General features: G+C 39.6%; 15 protein-coding genes. 14 read left to right on the top strand and 1 reads right to left on the bottom strand.

Annotated features, from left to right (window positions below):
• The first annotated feature begins 70 nt into the window (after positions 1-70).
• The 11 genes from ACGHVY_RS05130 (at position 71) to ACGHVY_RS05080 (ending at position 5542) form a co-directional block, all read left to right on the top strand.
• Entirely contained in the window at positions 71-715 is a 645-nt protein-coding gene (locus ACGHVY_RS05130) for a hypothetical protein (protein ID WP_390597594.1), read from the top strand.
• Between the two features lie 2 nt (positions 716-717).
• Positions 718-1305 carry a head fiber protein gene (locus tag ACGHVY_RS05125; RefSeq protein WP_390597592.1) on the top strand — a complete coding sequence of 196 codons (588 nt, stop codon included), beginning with the start codon at positions 718-720 and terminating at the stop codon, positions 1303-1305.
• 11 nt (positions 1306-1316) lie between these two features.
• Positions 1317-2438, top strand: coding sequence for a hypothetical protein (locus ACGHVY_RS05120; RefSeq protein ID WP_390597590.1), 1122 nt, complete (start codon positions 1317-1319; stop codon positions 2436-2438).
• Between the two features lie 10 nt (positions 2439-2448).
• A complete protein-coding gene (locus ACGHVY_RS05115; protein ID WP_390597588.1) occupies positions 2449-2784 on the top strand; it encodes a hypothetical protein in 336 nt (111 codons plus the stop codon).
• Between the two features lie 53 nt (positions 2785-2837).
• Entirely contained in the window at positions 2838-3197 is a 360-nt protein-coding gene (locus ACGHVY_RS05110; RefSeq protein WP_390597586.1) for a hypothetical protein, read from the top strand.
• Position 3198: 1 nt separating this feature from the next.
• Positions 3199-3513, top strand: a complete 315-nt coding sequence (locus ACGHVY_RS05105; protein WP_390597584.1) for a DUF6706 family protein — start codon at positions 3199-3201, stop codon at positions 3511-3513.
• The gene (locus tag ACGHVY_RS05100; RefSeq protein ID WP_390597582.1) at positions 3510-3833 is read left to right on the top strand and encodes a hypothetical protein; all 324 of its coding nucleotides are present in this window, start codon (positions 3510-3512) and stop codon (positions 3831-3833) included. Before ACGHVY_RS05105 ends, ACGHVY_RS05100 begins: the two co-directional genes overlap by 4 nt.
• Positions 3824-4123 carry a hypothetical protein gene (locus tag ACGHVY_RS05095; RefSeq protein ID WP_390597580.1) on the top strand — a complete coding sequence of 100 codons (300 nt, stop codon included), beginning with the start codon at positions 3824-3826 and terminating at the stop codon, positions 4121-4123. Before ACGHVY_RS05100 ends, ACGHVY_RS05095 begins: the two co-directional genes overlap by 10 nt.
• The gene (locus tag ACGHVY_RS05090; RefSeq protein ID WP_390597578.1) at positions 4120-4515 is read left to right on the top strand and encodes a hypothetical protein; all 396 of its coding nucleotides are present in this window, start codon (positions 4120-4122) and stop codon (positions 4513-4515) included. The genes ACGHVY_RS05095 and ACGHVY_RS05090 overlap by 4 nt, the downstream gene beginning before the upstream one ends.
• A gap of 2 nt (positions 4516-4517) precedes the next feature.
• A complete protein-coding gene (locus tag ACGHVY_RS05085; protein ID WP_195662509.1) occupies positions 4518-5078 on the top strand; it encodes a hypothetical protein in 561 nt (186 codons plus the stop codon).
• 77 nt (positions 5079-5155) lie between these two features.
• Positions 5156-5542 carry a hypothetical protein gene (locus tag ACGHVY_RS05080; RefSeq protein WP_390597576.1) on the top strand — a complete coding sequence of 129 codons (387 nt, stop codon included), beginning with the start codon at positions 5156-5158 and terminating at the stop codon, positions 5540-5542.
• Between the two features lie 279 nt (positions 5543-5821).
• On the opposite strand, the gene ACGHVY_RS05075 is transcribed toward ACGHVY_RS05080, so the two are convergent.
• On the bottom strand, positions 5822-6673 hold the full coding sequence (locus tag ACGHVY_RS05075) for a hypothetical protein (protein WP_390597575.1): 852 nt from the start codon (positions 6671-6673) through the stop codon (positions 5822-5824).
• A 413-nt stretch (positions 6674-7086) separates the two neighbouring features.
• Between ACGHVY_RS05075 and ACGHVY_RS05070 the strand changes: the two genes are divergently transcribed.
• The 3 genes from ACGHVY_RS05070 (at position 7087) to ACGHVY_RS05060 (ending at position 16373) form a co-directional block, all read left to right on the top strand.
• Positions 7087-11928, top strand: a complete 4842-nt coding sequence (locus ACGHVY_RS05070) for a tape measure protein (protein WP_390597573.1) — start codon at positions 7087-7089, stop codon at positions 11926-11928.
• 6 nt (positions 11929-11934) lie between these two features.
• Positions 11935-12351: a hypothetical protein gene (locus tag ACGHVY_RS05065; RefSeq protein WP_336617131.1), complete on the top strand. Its 417-nt coding sequence runs from the start codon at positions 11935-11937 to the stop codon at positions 12349-12351.
• Between the two features lie 80 nt (positions 12352-12431).
• Positions 12432-16373 carry a hypothetical protein gene (locus ACGHVY_RS05060; RefSeq protein ID WP_390597571.1) on the top strand — a complete coding sequence of 1314 codons (3942 nt, stop codon included), beginning with the start codon at positions 12432-12434 and terminating at the stop codon, positions 16371-16373.
• Position 16374 lies beyond the last annotated feature (1 nt).

Genomic DNA, 16374 nt, shown 5'->3' with positions numbered 1-16374 from the left:
ATTTTCTCTCCTCTTTTATCCTCCTTACTTTTATACCACGAATTTTAAATAACAATTTAATTCATACGGTATGAATATTCAAGAACTTATCTTAGCAGGACTGCAACAAAAATTCACTGGGGTGGACACTGCTATCTTAACCCGAATCGCCACTAAAAAGGCAGAGGGTGTAACGGACGAGACAAAAGTAAACTCCATCGTAGAGGGTATCAGCTTTTCGGACGTGCTTAATTCCTACGGTGACTTCCGTGCCGGGGATGCTTCAAAAACGGCAGTTACTAACTACGAGAAGAAGCATAACCTTAAAGACGGTAAGCCAGTCGAAACTACCACTACTACCACAACCATCAAAACGGAAGAAAATAAAGACGATGTGCCTGCATGGGCGCAGGCTCTGATTGATTCCAACAAGAGCCTTTTGACGGAGGTTTCCACCTTGAAGCAAGAAAAGCTGCAAGCTACCCGTCAGGAGCAGATTCTTGCCAAAGCAAAGGAGTATGGTATTCCCGAAAACTACGCCAAGAGGTGCGCCATCAAGGACGATGAGGATTTGGATGCTTATTTCAAGGACTTGAAGCAAGAGTTCGCAAATGACGGCTTCAAAGGTGTTACACCTCCCGAATCAGCGGAAGAGAAGATTGAGAAAGAATCTGAATCTATCGCTAAGATGATTGACGAGGGAACGAAAACTATTGTTGAACAAAACAAGAATTAATTATGTCAGCAGGATTTAAGTATGACTTGGTTCCGCCTGTTGAGCAAGAGGAACGCTACGATGTCCAGACAGGCATCCGTAGACGTGGCCCATTCAAGCTCGACACGCAGAACCTTGTAGTGGGAAGTTTCCTTCCCGGATTTACACCAATTTATGCAGACTTGAAAAACAAGTTTGCTTATGCGGTTATCAATGTGAGAGTTATCGAAGCATACACTTCTGGTACAAGTATCAAAATTGCCAAGAACTCTTTGGCTTATGTGGGAATGTTCATTGGTAATGGTACTAAAGGCGCGGAAGTGACAGCCATCGACAAGGCTAATAAAGATTACGATGTCTTGACTATCAAGGCTGCTTTTGGTGAGAATATCGCCAAAGATGCAGTTCTCTTCCAAGCAACCGCAGTCGACGGGCTGAAACAAAAGTATGTTTCAAACTCCGCGTTGTATGAAAGAACAAAGGTGGAAGATGGTATCGTGTTAGTTGCGCTGCTCCGTACAGCCGCAGAGATTGAGCCTTCAAAATTGGTTATGCCGTTCTCCGAGAACGATAAAGCCAATATGAAGGGATGGTTTGAATTTAACGAGTAAGGAGGTAGGATATGTTTTTAACGATTCAAACATTATTCGATGATGCGAACATTATGTCCGCTATCATCAGACGTGTGAACCAAACGCGTAAAGATACAATCTATTGGCAGCAGTATCTTACTTTCCGCAGAGTAACTACCCGTCTATTCAAAGACTACATCGGCTCTGTAACTGGAGTGATGGCCGGTTCTATCAACTCACGTTTCGGTGAAAAGCCCATCCGTGAACGTAGAAATATCGGTTCTGGATATGGTGAAATAGCCTATCTGGGCGATGCATATCAAATGTCTATTGACCGTCTGTCTGAATTGCAGGATTTGATTGACAAGTTCAATCAGGCTAAACCAGCAGACCAAAATACGGCACTGGAAGAAATCGTAAACTTCCTGGCAGACGACTACCGTCAGATTACCCTTGCAGCTCACAAGCGTATGGATATTATTGTCGGTGCATTACTGATGACTGGTGAAGCCACCGTTTACAATAAGGATGCTGCTATCACTTCCGGTCAAACCGACAACAAACTGTTGGAGATTTCCCTTCCGTTCAACTTTGTTAAGCCTACAGCCGGAGATATAATTGTTGATGGAAAGAATATGTTTATCTCTTATCTGAGAGAAAAACTGCATTCACTAGCTCCAGACTTTGGTGCTTATGCCAAGATGATTATGACACGTACAACCTTCAACAAGAATGTACTTGGCTCTTCTGAATTTGGCGAACAGTACAAGATGATTCTCGGCACTAACGAAATGAAATTGAGTACTGGCTTGATTTCTTCTTCGTTGGCTTCTGAAGTATTCACCGGTATCGGTCTGCCACGTATCGAAATCAAAGAGGATTACGTGAAAGACCAGACAGGAAAGAACGTACAGATTTATGCGGACAACCGCATCACCTTGCTCAACAGTGACGAGGTCGGTTATATGCGCCATCATACCCCGTATGAAGCGACAGACCCGGTATCAGGACGTACTTATGTTCCATCAGAGGGACAGATGCTTATATCCAACTACCGTGACAAGAACGGCCGTTATATGGAATATACAGCAGAATGGATTCCACAAATTACCAACCCGGATTTGATTACCAATTTTGACTTGAGCGAAATTGCATCAATCCAGTCAGCATAAGGAGGAGAATATGAAAGTAAAGGTTATATCTGTTTTCCGCGACAAATTCACCGGACAATATTATAATCCGGGGGAAGTGATTGAAGTCAGTGAGGAATCCCGTGTATTGGATATGGAAAACCGCAGACTTGGCGAACGGGTTGAAGTGAAAGTTCCTGAAGAAAAGAGGGAACTCAAAATATCCCTCTTTGAAAAGGAATTTGAGAAAAAGGCTTTGGTTGACGCTTTGAAGTCTATCAGTGTCCAAGCGACCGGGAACATGAAAGAAGAGACTCTTTTAGCCAAGATTGCCGAGTTGGACGAAGAGTCAACTACCAAACTTAAAGAAATATTAGATATTAAGTAAAAAAGGGTAGTACTCCTACCCTTCCATTGTGTAACTTATAATTCAAAAAAGAAATGAAGAATTTTATTTTTGCCATGTGTGGCTTTTTAATGATGTCTTTAGTCTCCTTGAACGTACAGGCATCGAGTGTTGAACCTTTCGAGTGTAAATACGTAGCCCCATCCGTTAATGTTGCTCTGCCGGATATCCAGTGTATCACTTTTGAAGCTGTTCCGGCCGATTACATTGTAATGTCAGTTCCGCAACCAATCTTTATGATTGCAGATAGTCCGGTAAAGCAACCAACAACTATTACGGCAATGCAAGGAAAACAAATTTCAGTTCCTAAGTGTCCGTTCCGATATATCTACAAATCGAAGTATTGTACGCATTACTCTTATACTGCATATAGCAGACTGATTACACCATATTAAAATGACGGTAAATGAATACATATCACAGAAGTTTCAGTCTTTCGGCATTAATTTATCGAAAGCCGACCTTTTTGATATGTGTCTGAACGCAGATGTAAACGGAGAGGATGAGATGAACGAGGATTGCCGTGGACGTGTCTTCGTTGCAATTGCGAAGTTCATCCCTTCTCTCCTACTCCGTGCTACATCAATCAGTGAAAGTGGTTTCTCTATGTCTTGGAATATACAAGGTATCAAAGACTACTATTCTTTTCTCTGCAAGCAGTACGGTTTGAAAGACGAGTTGAGTAACAAACCCAAAGTGACTTTCTTATGATATTCTCTCCACACATATTGCAAGCAAAGGTTATCATCCCGATGGATAAGGATGAGTTCGGTAGACCCATCCCAGGAACCGGTGGTGAAAGCTGGCAGGAGGTATGCAAGTGCCGTTGTGACGATAACACTACCAAAGAGTTTAAGTCAGACAATGGCGAAGTATATCGCCCGAACTATCATGTGGTATGCGAGAAGAGAACCGCTATCAAGGCAGGAGATGAAGTTCGTTGTATGGATGGCGATAACGTAAGAAGTCAAGGCGAGGTTTATATGGTGAAGAGTACGAGCTATTTTAACTACTCGGAATTATGGATGTAGATTTCGATTTCTCCGATGTTGATGATTTCTTCGATGAAGGAGACTCCGAAGTTCTTGCAGGCATGGAAACAGAAGGCAAGGCTTTCGTAGAAGATGCCAAGAGGACAGGAAGCTATCAAGACCGTACAGGGCATTTGAGAGCATCCAATGGTTACGAAGTTGATAAATCGGGCTTGACACTGAAAAATGAAGCTGAATATGCCTCATTTGTTGAATCTAAAGGATATGAAGTTGCAGGTAGTGCTGCTGTAAGGACTGAAAAAAGATTGAAAGATAGATTTGAACGATGATAGTAACTACCGACATAGGAAACATTCTCTACCGAGATTGCAAGGCTTTCAGAATAGATACTGTACCCGATGGTGAAACACTTACGGGGAAATTGAAGTCTGAAAGGATTGTCATTCACGTCAAGAAGCAACAGACGGACAAATATTGGAAGAAGTCTTTCGTAGAAGTGAATCTTTGTGTACCTGACTTAAAAGAAGGAGAAGCAAATACCATTCGACTGAATGAACTCGAAAGAAAAGCCAACAAACTGTTTAATGATGTAGTTAACACCTATGATAGTACCCGCTATCGTTACTCTATCGATTCAATCGGTACAGAAGCGGACACAGCTTTGAAGTGTCATTATGTGAATGTAAGAATTTTATTTGAAGTATTGAATGTAAAACGATAATTATGATTTCAGCAGTAGGAATTAAAAGAATCTTGTTTGCCGACACTGATAAGGTAACGGCAGACATTACCCCAGAAATCGCAAAGACTTTGATTCAAGCCGCTATTAAAGCTAAGAACGAAGTGTTGAATGTACATGGGGAAACGTGGCAGATCGAAGAAACGGAAGCCTCCGTCACTGGATATAAGAATCAGCTAACAGGAAAGAATTACCGTTACGATGACGTACCAGGTGAAGTCTCCCCTTCTTTCTCTATCGGGCAATATGACTGGAAAACAAAAAAAGCTTTTATGGGTGGTGATATCGTCCAGGCAGATTCTACAGATGTCGGTTGGAAACGTGCCTTAGACAAAGTTATCGTTAATAAGGCTTTATTTTGTCTGACTGATGATGATGTCTGGTTTATCTTCCCCAAATGCCGTATCATTTCCCGTGAAGCTAATACGGATAAGGCTATTGCCATTGCAGTACGTGGAATGGTTCAGGAACCAGGAATCGAAGGTGTTTCTTCTGAATACAATTACGAAGAGGAAGCTATCAAAGCATTGGTGCCAGTAGCGTAATATTTTGAGGTAAAACGATTGTAAACAACAAGGGTGAGGTGGTGGTATTCGCTTCACCCTTGTTTCAATTTAGAATCATGAATCAAGCAGCAAAAATAGTTTCTGATGCCCTTTTAGGGCTTGATTTTAAGAATGTCGAAATAGGTGGAGTTGTTTATACAATCAAGCCGCCCACTATCAAGGTTATATGTAGTGCTATTCGTTATTTTTCCAATATTGGTATGGCAGGTGACAACATCATGGAAGCTATCAAGGAACTTCCCCGAGCCACCGATGATATGCTGAAAGGCATCTCCTGTTTTATTTGCGGTAATGAGAATATGGCTAAGGCTTTGGAAAACGGAACCTTTGATGAAATCAAAGTCGCTTTGGAGATGTGTTTCTCTATGATGGATATATCGGCTTTTCAGTGTGTCAGCTTGATGAAGAACGTGTCGATGCTGGCAGCAAAACCGAAACAGTAGGAAACACAACGTTCTTTGGGCAAATAGCCCATTTGATTGATACCCTTCGTTTAAGTTATACAGAAGTGTTTGAGGTTATCCCTTATAGAAATCTGTTGATGATGCAACGGGATAAATTACACACGGTGTATGGCGGTCAAAAGGTAAAGAAAATTAGTGGCAAAGAATTAGCAAATCGTAGAAAAAAGAAATAAAAAGGGGCAAAGCCGGAAAAATCCGGCTTTAGTTATTCTTAAACAGGCTACCTTGTTTTTTACCCATGATTGAACTTAAGGGAGTCTAAATCTTATCACTAAAATGTGGAGCATACTCTTTAAGTCTATACTTTAGGCGGTTTAATGTTTGGTTATCCTCTATTTCTTCTAGTTTTGTAATAATCTCATAAAATTTATTACTATTTTGTTGCATAGCATATATACATGCTAAATTGTATAATCCATCTGACACTTCGTAATCTTCATTCGCGAAAAAGAGTCCTAATTCAATATCATTCCTAGCTTCATCTAATCTATGTAAACGCTTTAATAGGCTTCCTTTATATATATAGATTCTAGCCTTTAAATTAGTATTTTTATTTTCGGGAATATATGTTATAGCTAAACTATATGATTCAATTGCCTTTAAATAATATTTCTTATTTCTTGAATTAGCAAATGCTATTCCTTGAGAAAAAAATAGCTCCCAGTTATTATTGTTTTTTGTTACATATTCAAATTGCTTAGCTGCTTTTAGCCATTCTTCATTTGCTGAAAAGGCTTTGGCCATTGATAAATGAAGTTCAACATCATTCATTGGAGGCTGTGATAGATTTTGCTTCAATCTTTCATAATCTTTGAATAATTTTTTTATTTCTATCAAGATATTTTTATCTATCTCACTCTTTATACTATTTATATAAGAATAAGAGTTTACATTAGATTCTACTAACTTTTTCTCAAGTTGTAGTTTACTTTCTTTCAATTCAGCAATTTGTTTTTTTGATATTTCTTCGGATATGCTATGTATATCTTTAAGGCTGTCAATTTGGCTTTTAAAAAAAGATTCTTTCTCTCTTAATACTTTTATTATTCCTATAGATATCACCATGTTGATTATGGATATAATATCTGAGACATTTAATGTAGTTTCCATAGTAATTATTTGATGATTCAAAATTCGTTGTTAGCTTCTTAGCATTTGCCTTGCATTAATAGACAAGGACTTTTTTTCGGCCTGTTCCTATTACTTTAAGCAAAAGTATTAAGAAGGTTTGTGATTTCCAATTATTTCACTACAATTCTTCCATTATCGTGCTTTTGTAGTCTTGTAAATAGCCCAATAAAGTACCAGTTTCTACTTTTATTACTATTTTTTCACAACTGACCGATTACAGATTTTTCGCAGATAAAAAGTACCTGTAAATCTTGTATATGTCGCAAAATTACCAAGAACAACAAGAAATATCCAATCTTATGTTTATTGTTGCAAATTCGACAAAAGAAAATTCTAATAACATTTGGATATACCCTAAATTCGAATAGTAAATAATTAAAACCTATAATAAAATGGCAAAGCTTTACTTTCGTGTCGGTGCAGATTTTGATAAGGTTATCAAACTCCGTGAAGAAATTGTAAAACTAAAGAACGAGTTGAAGAACATAGACGCTACTCAGTCCCCTGCAGCTTTCAAGGCTCTAAATACTCAGCTTGCTGCATCTAATCAAAAATTAGATGAGTTGGTGACTAATGCTGCTAAAGCCGGCGCCGAAATGGAAATGGGATTTAAGAAGAAAATCTTTGATGCCTCTCAGTCTGTTAACGGATTCACAGAGAAGATTATTTCTCAAAAGAATACTATTAAAGGCTTTGAACAAGATTTAAGGGCTTTACAGGAAAAGTACCGGAAAATAACTATGAATGGCGGTAAGAATCAAGGTGCGCTTGATTCTATACATCGAATGAAGAATATCATTGCAGAAGAAAAAGATGTATTGTTCAATCTTACTCAACAACAAGCCGAAGCGCGTCTTTCTGTGAAAAAACTCCGTGATGAATACACCCTTTACAACGATAATGCCAAAGAAGTTGTAGAAAAAAACAATGGCATTGCAATTTCTTGGAAGAAGGCGTTGGCGGTTATTGGTGGTGTTGGTGTGCTGAAAGCATTAGGCTCTGAAATAATTCGTATTCGTGGAGAGTTTCAAGCTGCTGACACAGCTATTCAAACCCTATTAGGAAACAAACAGAGAGCCGATACACTAATGGCGCAAGTTCGCGAATATGCTAAGGTTTCTCCACTAGAGTTCTCCGATGTCACCCAAGCAGCACAAATGATGTTAGGTTTCAATATCGAAGCCGAGAAAGTACCACGTTTTCTTTCCGCTATCGGTGATGTATCTATGGGGAATACACAAAGATTCAATTCCCTTACACTTGCTTTTTCACAGATGTCTGCTGCAGGTAAGTTAATGGGACAGGATTTGAATCAGATGATTAATGCCGGATTCAACCCACTGCAAATCATAGCGGACAAGACTGGAAAATCCATTGCCACACTTAAAGATGAAATGTCTAAGGGAGCTATTTCGACTGAAATGGTTCAGCAGGCATTCATAGATGCAACTTCGGCAGGTGGTAAGTTCTATCAGATGTCCGAGAATGCTTCAAAAACTATTAATGGACAACTTTCTATGATGCAGGATACGATGGATACTGTCTTTAATGAGTTGGGGCAGAAATCGGAAGGAACAATCATAAATGGCATTCGGATAACAACTTCACTGATTGAGAATTATGAGACAGTGGGTAAAGTGTTGGTTGGATTGATTGCTACTTATGGAACTTACCGTACTGCTGTAATGTTGGTTACCGCTGCAGAAAGTAAACACACTCTCGTGGAAATAGGACTTACCAACGCCCGTGTATTAGCACGAAAAGCACAATTAGCCTTAAATGCAGCAATGCTAACTAATCCTTATGTGGCATTAGCTACGGTAGTTGTTGGGTTGAGTGTAGCAATGTGGACGATGTCTGATAGTACAACCGCTGCCGCACGTGCACAAAAGGAATACAATGATATAAAAGAAGCTGCTTCAAAGAGGGAGCAAGAACACAAACAGAAAATAGAAGAACTTCTAATAGCGGCACGGGATGAGAGTTTGGCCACTCTTACCCGGCAAAAATCTTTAGAAGAACTACGTAAAGAATACCCGAAAATTTTTGAAAAATACGATACTGATAAACTGAAGTTAGAAGGTATTTTAAAGCTAAAGCAACAAATAAACGAGGAAGATTCAAGACGTTCCGTTCAAAGTAAAAAAGAAAATTATAACGCTCTAAAGCAAACAGTTACCAACCAACAGAGATATTTGCAATTGTTTGACAATCCTGATTTACGAAAAAATATGTCTGATGCTGACAGGGAGATATGGAAAATGTTTTCCGGCAAACAGTCCTATGTACAGGTGCGTGAGCAGATGGAGAAAAATTCTGAGCTTTTGAAAAAGTATCAGAAAGATGTATTAGAAGATAACATAGCTTCTTACAAAGCTAACCTTAAAAACTATTCCAAAGAAAAACTTGAAGCAGAATTGAAACTTGCTCAATCATCAGTTTCCAAACGCAACGGTTTTGCCATAAATGGAATGATGGTAAAAGGTGGAGACTTGGAGGGCATTGTTTCTTCAATAAATAGTGCATTGGCAGAAAAGAAACCTTCTACCACCTACAAAAAAGATTACGAAAAAGCTAAGAAGGACTGGGAAGATGCCAAAAAGAAACTATCTGAAATAGAGAAGGACAAATCTAAGTTTACCTCAAAGCAATATGAAGAAGCTAAGAAACGGGAAGAAACTGCCGAAAAAGCATACAAAAACTTAGGAGGAATCACTGGCAATGCTTTATCTAAACAAGAAAAAGCTGCTAAAAAGCAAAAAAAAGAACAACAAAAGACATCCGAAGAACTTCTGTCTCTCCGTCGCCAAAACCAACAGGCAGAAGTAGACCTTATGAAGGAAAACACAGAGAAAAAGCTGAAACAGATTGACCTAGATTATCAAAAAGAACTTGATGCTATCAAAAAGCAAGAAAAAGATTTGAGTGAAAGGCAAGGTGGTAAACTGACACAAGAACAAGCTAATGAGATTTCAACCCGTTATACTAATGCTGAAAATAGAAAGGAAAAAGATATTGCCGATGTAACTAAAGAGCAACTTAAAGCTGAACAGCAGGCTTTAAATGATTATCTGAAAGAATATGGTACATTCCAACAACAGAAGCTTGCGATAGCCCAAGAATATGCAGAAAAGATAAAAAAAGTACAAGAAGAGAGCGGGGTAAATAGTGCCCAAGTTAAATTACTAGAGAAACAACGGGATGTTGCCATACAAAACAAGGAGACAGAAGCAATAAAGGCAAACATTGATTGGGTTACTGTATTTGGTGAGTTTGGCGGAATGTTTAATGATATGGTGAAACCCGCTTTGGAAGAAGCAAAAAAATATGTCCGTACCGACAAGTTCAAAAACTCCGACCAAGCAAGCCAAAAAGCACTGATTGATGCCATAAACCAAATGGAAAAATCCTTGGGTGGAGCCGGTGGTTTGAATTTCAAGAAACTTGGTCAGGACATAAAAACATACCAAATGGCTGAACAAGACCGTCTTATCGCTATTGAAGATGAAAAAACAGCCCAAGATAAACTTATTAAAGCGCAGGAAGATTATGAAAAGGCTTTAAAGAATGGTACAGAAGAAGAAAAACGAGCCGCCAAAGATGCACTTGACATTGCGCAACAAAATGCAGACACAGCATCTGCAAACGTCCGGACGCAGACGGATATTGCCAACGAAAGTCAGCAGAATTTAACTAATACTGCTACAAATCTCAGAACCAATATGAACAATGTTGTTGAGGGGTTGTCTAAACTTGCATCCGGTGGAATAAGTAGTGCTTATCAGGGGTTGTTACAAGCCGGTTCAGCTATGAAAGGGGCTATTGGCGAAGTAACAAAGAACTTAAAAGATGTTCCTATTATTGGTTGGATAGTAGCTATCATTGATGTATTCAAAGATGGATTAAGCGATGTTGTCGGAGGATTACTTGATGCCGTATTCAACGCTGTTAGCGGAATTCTAAGTGATGTTTTGTCAGGGGACTTATTTGTGACACTAGGTAAATCCATACGAGATGGTGTAGGTAATATATTAAATTCAATCTCCTTTGGTGGTTGGGATTCTCTAATGAATAAGATTAGCGGTAGTAATGCCAAAGAAGTACAGGAAGCTATTGATAAGCTAACAGACCGAAATGAAATCTTAGGAAAGTCCATTGATAGGCTTACTGAAGTAATGGACAAGGCGGCAGGCTCTAAATCCATATCAGCATATGAGCAGGCGTATAAATATCAAAAAGAACAGATTGGTAATACTCTTAACATTGCACGTGAACAAGCAAGGTATCATGGTTCCCATAAGAGCTGGCAACATTATATGGAATGGACTGACGAACAACTCCGTTGGGCTCGTGAAAATGTGGATAAGACTTTCTCCGGTACCGGTTCCTTATGGGGGTTAAGCCCTGAACAAATGAAAATGTTACTTAGCAATGCTGACATATACGAACAAATCAAAAATGAAGGAAAGGGTGGATATGGCGGTCGTGTCTTGGAGAAATTGGAGGCATATGCCGACCAAGCCGGCAAATTGGATGAACTTACCGAGAAGATAAACGAATCACTCATGCAGGTTTCTTTTGATAGTCTGCGCGATAGTTTCTTGGATTCCTTGATGGATATGGACAAAGATGCTAAAAGCTTTTCAGAGGATTTTTCAGAATATATGCAGCGTGCTTTACTCAATTTCTCTATGGGAGAGTTGTTTGATGATGAATTGAAAGAATGGTACAATGGAATTGCAGAGTTGATGAAGGAACAAGGTGGAAAACTAACCAAACAGCAGATAGAAGATGCAAGGAAAGATTACGATTCGATGGTTCAAAAAGCAATGAATGAAAGGGATAAAATTTCGGAAATTACCGGATACACAGGGAGCTCTTCTTCCTCTTCCCAAGAAGCTTCAAAGAAAGGTTTTGCCGCTGCTTCGCAAGATTCAATAGACGAACTTAACGGACGTTTCACAGCTTTGCAAATAGCTGGAGAAGAGATAAAGAATCAAAGTGTAACTCAATCCCAATCATTAAATATTCTAACGATGAAAACGGATACACTTATTTCCATAAATACGGAAACGAGAAATATTGCTGATGACACACGTGATTTGATAGCAAGTTCATATCTCGAACTGGTTCAAATCTCCGAGAATACCGGAGCAATAATAAAACCAATCCAACAAATACAGAAGGATATTTCAGAAGTTAAAAACAATACCAAAGGATTATCAACAAAATAGTTAGTTATGGCAGATTTATTAATAAATGGCAGAGATGCTTTTCAAGTATGGGGAGTCAGAATGGGAGATAATTTTCTTAATTCGCTTGGAGCATCAGTTCCTATGAAAGAATTCATTGAAAATAAATCTCGTTTGGAACATGGAAAACGGATAATAGCCACCACCCCCAAATTGGATGAGAGAGAAATCACTTTAGCTTTCACCATAGAGGGCAATTCCCAATCTGATTATCAGACAAAGAAAATAGCCTTTTTTGAAGAACTATACAAAGGTGTAATTGATATTCAGATTCCGGCTATCAACAATGATATCTATCACTTGATTTATTTAGGTAAAAGTATTACCTATGCACAAAGTTTAGACAGAACCTTTGGTAAATGCTCAATGAAGTTTTGTGAACCAAACCCTAGTTTAAGAACCTAAATTCCAACAATAGGGTAATTGTTGTATATGCGAGTGCTCAAAATTGGGCACTCTTTTTTTTATCTCCGAACTTTGGTGTCATGGAATCAGTAGACATCAAAGACATATCCGGCAATCTCCGCTTCTCGACACCAATCAATGAGGGTTCGAAAAGACACTTTCTATTGATGAAGGAGGACTATATCACACTGAGGTTCTCTTCTGTTGAACCGGTGTATTTCAAACTGGGTGACTATATAGACAACGAACTCGGCATGTTCGAGTTAGTAGACCTGTATAAGCCCACCTACAATACGACTACAGGTGCATATGACTACGAACTCCGCCTTGATGCCTACTACTGGAAATGGAAGAATAAAAAGTTCTTTTACACACCGGAGACAACCGGACGTGAAGCAGGATGGAATCTTACCGCCACCATTGACACACACTTGAAAGTCTTTCTTGACAACCTGAAAGCACTCGGATACAAGTTCAGAGAAGAAGAGTTTACATACGAGATTGACAGTACAGTAGAAAACACTTCCAAGCTCGTTTCTTACGACAATGTGAACCTAATAGACGCACTCACACAGATGGCGGAGACTTGGGAGTGTGAATGGTGGATAGAGAACAAGACTATTCATTTCGGGCGTTGTGAATACAGCTCCCCAGTAGACTTCAAAGCTGGCGATTTAACGGACACGGAGAACGTGAATGTCAATGCCATGCAAAGAAGCGACAGCCAGACCACATATGCGACCCGCGTCTACGCTTTCGGTTCCACCCGTAACATCCCTGCCAGCTACCGGAAGAGTTTGATATTTGACGTGAAAAAGGTCAAAGGACGGGATATATCCGATACGGAAAGAATCTTAAAGAATGAGTACTTTCCCATCAGTTCTCAAATAAAAGGAGCGGATATTAATGTTAGCATAAAGCATACGGATATGTATTACCCAGAATATCCAAGAAAATATACTGTAGATGTCGCTGATAGTTTAAAAGCGGGAAACTATTCATTCAAAGCCAACGGTGCTTCCATAAATGTCTACTATCAAACTACGCCCCACGCTAATTCTAATATAAAAGCTATTTTCACATTAGAGTATAATTCGTTTGATAAAAGTGAAGAGATAAAATTGGGCGAGGTAGTAATGAAAGCTATAGATAGTTGGCCGGTACTTAAACTGAAAGACATGGCTTTTGTTCTAGAAAATGATGTTCAAAGCTGTCGACTTTCTATAAAAATGGAATATTCCAACAATGGTGGAATATATGTTGAAAACAATGGTACTCTTTTATTACATTGTGATAATGTAGGAGCAAATACTTCTGTAACGTTCCTTTCCGGCTCCAATGCCGGACGGACATTTGATGCTGGCTATAACCCGGATTTACTCACAGGGGGCAATTCGAACGTTATCCGACTACCCGAAGGTGTAACAGCTTCTTTGGGTGACCAATATACGATTAACAACATCATCAAAGGCAAAGTTCCCGACAACTATTTCAGCAAGGACGATAAAGAACTCACCTTGAACGGTGTTGTCCAAAAACGTCTTATGCTCCCGGAAGGTGTTCCTTATGTGGACGCTTATAGATACAGCCCAACCGGTGAACGTATCGACATAGGAGATGAACGTTACGACAACCCCGACAACGTGCAAATGCCGGAAGAGGAGGCAATTGAAGAGATAGTTATATTTGAGGATGAATATCCCAAGTATATCGGCTCTGTATCCAGTATCTCACATGAAGAAAAGGAAGAAATAGACGAAGAGACAAAGCAACCAACCGGAAACAAGTATCCTATCTATACCTTCAAGGATAACGGACTGAAGAACTTTACGAAAGACTTTCTTCTGGAAGAGTTACACCTAATTTTCCAAACCGGAAAGCTTGCCGGACTGGATTTCGCCCTTAATCTCAAAGAGAGCGATAACACCGGTACAACCTTTGAAATCGTCCGAAATGAGGACTACGGGCGTGCACTTCCTGATGATGTGCTATTCCCACAAGCCACACATATGGAAGACGGTGAAGAGGTCCCCGAAGACACATATGTCCTTTACGGCTTCGATACGGCATTCATCTCTGAGCAGATGTTACCGGACGCAGAGCAGGGACTATTAAAGAAGGCAAAGGAATACGTAAAGAAATCCATGATAGACCCATCCACCTATGATTGTGAGATGGACGCGGATTTCATTTACAATAATGGCAATATTCGTACCTATGAGGTAGGAGCTAAAGTCAACCTGATTAACAAAGCGTTTTTCCCCGAAGGACGGCAATCCCGTATCATCGGTTTTGAATGGCCACTGGATATTCCTTACGACCATCCCATCTATACAGTAGGTGAAACTGCTTCATATTCCCGTATCGGAGAGATAGAAAGTAAACTTGATTCTCTCACCTACAAGGGACAAACTTACTCCGGTTCCGTAGTCGGTGGCGGTGGGGCAAGTATCTATGTGATAGGGGTAAATGATAAGACGCTACCGTCTGACCGTAACGTGTTCTCATCACAAAAATCCCTTGCTACCTTCCTGAATAAGACACAAGAAGAAACAATGGATTATCTTATCAAGCTTCTTGGTGGTGTCATAACCGACAAGATTGAATCCCAGAACTTCATAAGCGGTACGCTTGGTACAGGATTCTTGGTCAAACGTGACCCAAAAACCGGACGCTCGTATGCAGAGTTTGACGAAATCTACGTCCGCCTGAAAGCGGTCTTCGAATCTCTTACAATCAAGGAACTTCAGTCGGTAGGCGGTGAGATACTTCTTACACTAGCCAGTATTGAATGTACTAAGGTTGAAGACAGTTCGGCTGTTCCAGCTTATGATTCTGAGAACGCCTGTCTTTACGATGTAGACGGAAAGGCGTTGTTTGTCCCGAAAGTTGAAAATGGTGTCTATCGTTGCTATTTCACGGCTGATGATGGAGAAAAAGCCATCATTAACCAGTTTGTAGTCGGTGACCTTGCGCAGTGCAGACAGTTCAATATCAAGGAAGGGGTTTATACTGGTGTCTCTAACCGCTATTATTGGAGATATGTTGTTGCTATAGGAGACAATTATATAGACTTATCTGTAGATGACTGTGCGGAAGGCAGCGATATCCCGCAGGTTGGAGACAAGATAATCCAATTGGGGCATCGTACTGACCCGGCACGCCAGAATGCAATACTTCTATCTGCTTACGGACTTACGGCTCCTACCATACAGATGTTGCAAGGAATTGATTCTTATTCGCTGGATGGCAAGGCGGTAAAGGAAGAAGGATTTGACCAGGAGACGCAGCAGTTCTATTCAAAAACGTACGGACGTAGCTATACAGGCACACGGGATAAAAAATCGTTTATTCAGTTTGACCCTATAACAGGTTTGAAAATACACGGTGCCGAAATAGACGTTTCAACCGATAATTTTACTATAAATGACAATGAAGGCAATCAGATTGCTGTCTTTGAAATAGGAGAAAATGGCAAACCACGCCTTAAAGCTGATAATATAAATGCCGATGAACTATTATCAAACGGGGACAAATGGGCACTCAAAAAGGACGGAAGTGGATTTCTCGCATCCAATAATATAGAATGGGACAAGAATGGATTATTGAAAATACGTGCAAATATTGCTTATCCATACATAAAATATCCTTTATCATCCGAAGGAGTTGTTTTAGATTTATCCAAAGGATACAATATTCGGTTAACTTATGGCAGTGGTGTAGGTTTATATATGCAAATAGCTATCTTACCTGACCCTACACTATTTCCGAATATTGAAGTGTCTATTTTTGGACGTTGGATAGAAACAAGGTCATCTCCTGAGTACTATGTGAAGAATTATAATAACAAAAGTTTCCTTTATAGACACTTCAGTCCTTTTACATCAAGCAGATATAATAAAATAAATGTAACGGGAACAGAACTACGTGTCAAGTCTATGGAGTATAATGACGGTTATTATGCTTGGTATGTAGTTAATTTCAATGAAATCGGAGAAGAATATTTTTCATGGGAAGAATAAT

Origin of the sequence: Bacteroides sp. f07 (genome assembly GCF_042854785.1) — a bacterium.
Taxonomy (GTDB): Bacteria; Bacteroidota; Bacteroidia; order Bacteroidales; family Bacteroidaceae; genus Bacteroides.
The sequence above is the reverse complement of the archived record's forward strand: the minus strand, read 5'-3'. Positions and strand labels throughout refer to the sequence as shown.

What these genes read in the sequence shown, in the direction of transcription:
- ACGHVY_RS05125 (WP_390597592.1), top strand. Translation starts at nt 718, where the DNA reads ATGTCAGCAGGATTTAAGTATGACTTGGTTCCGCCTGTTGAGCAAGAG.
- ACGHVY_RS05065 (WP_336617131.1), top strand. Translation starts at nt 11,935, where the DNA reads ATGGCAGATTTATTAATAAATGGCAGAGATGCTTTTCAAGTATGGGGA.
- ACGHVY_RS05105 (WP_390597584.1), top strand. Translation starts at nt 3,199, where the DNA reads ATGACGGTAAATGAATACATATCACAGAAGTTTCAGTCTTTCGGCATT.
- ACGHVY_RS05095 (WP_390597580.1), top strand. Translation starts at nt 3,824, where the DNA reads ATGGATGTAGATTTCGATTTCTCCGATGTTGATGATTTCTTCGATGAA.
- ACGHVY_RS05110 (WP_390597586.1), top strand. Translation starts at nt 2,838, where the DNA reads ATGAAGAATTTTATTTTTGCCATGTGTGGCTTTTTAATGATGTCTTTA.
- ACGHVY_RS05060 (WP_390597571.1), top strand. Translation starts at nt 12,432, where the DNA reads ATGGAATCAGTAGACATCAAAGACATATCCGGCAATCTCCGCTTCTCG.
- ACGHVY_RS05085 (WP_195662509.1), top strand. Translation starts at nt 4,518, where the DNA reads ATGATTTCAGCAGTAGGAATTAAAAGAATCTTGTTTGCCGACACTGAT.
- ACGHVY_RS05115 (WP_390597588.1), top strand. Translation starts at nt 2,449, where the DNA reads ATGAAAGTAAAGGTTATATCTGTTTTCCGCGACAAATTCACCGGACAA.
- ACGHVY_RS05120 (WP_390597590.1), top strand. Translation starts at nt 1,317, where the DNA reads ATGTTTTTAACGATTCAAACATTATTCGATGATGCGAACATTATGTCC.
- ACGHVY_RS05090 (WP_390597578.1), top strand. Translation starts at nt 4,120, where the DNA reads ATGATAGTAACTACCGACATAGGAAACATTCTCTACCGAGATTGCAAG.
- ACGHVY_RS05075 (WP_390597575.1), bottom strand. Translation starts at nt 6,673, where the DNA reads ATGGAAACTACATTAAATGTCTCAGATATTATATCCATAATCAACATG.
- ACGHVY_RS05100 (WP_390597582.1), top strand. Translation starts at nt 3,510, where the DNA reads ATGATATTCTCTCCACACATATTGCAAGCAAAGGTTATCATCCCGATG.
- ACGHVY_RS05070 (WP_390597573.1), top strand. Translation starts at nt 7,087, where the DNA reads ATGGCAAAGCTTTACTTTCGTGTCGGTGCAGATTTTGATAAGGTTATC.
- ACGHVY_RS05080 (WP_390597576.1), top strand. Translation starts at nt 5,156, where the DNA reads ATGAATCAAGCAGCAAAAATAGTTTCTGATGCCCTTTTAGGGCTTGAT.
- ACGHVY_RS05130 (WP_390597594.1), top strand. Translation starts at nt 71, where the DNA reads ATGAATATTCAAGAACTTATCTTAGCAGGACTGCAACAAAAATTCACT.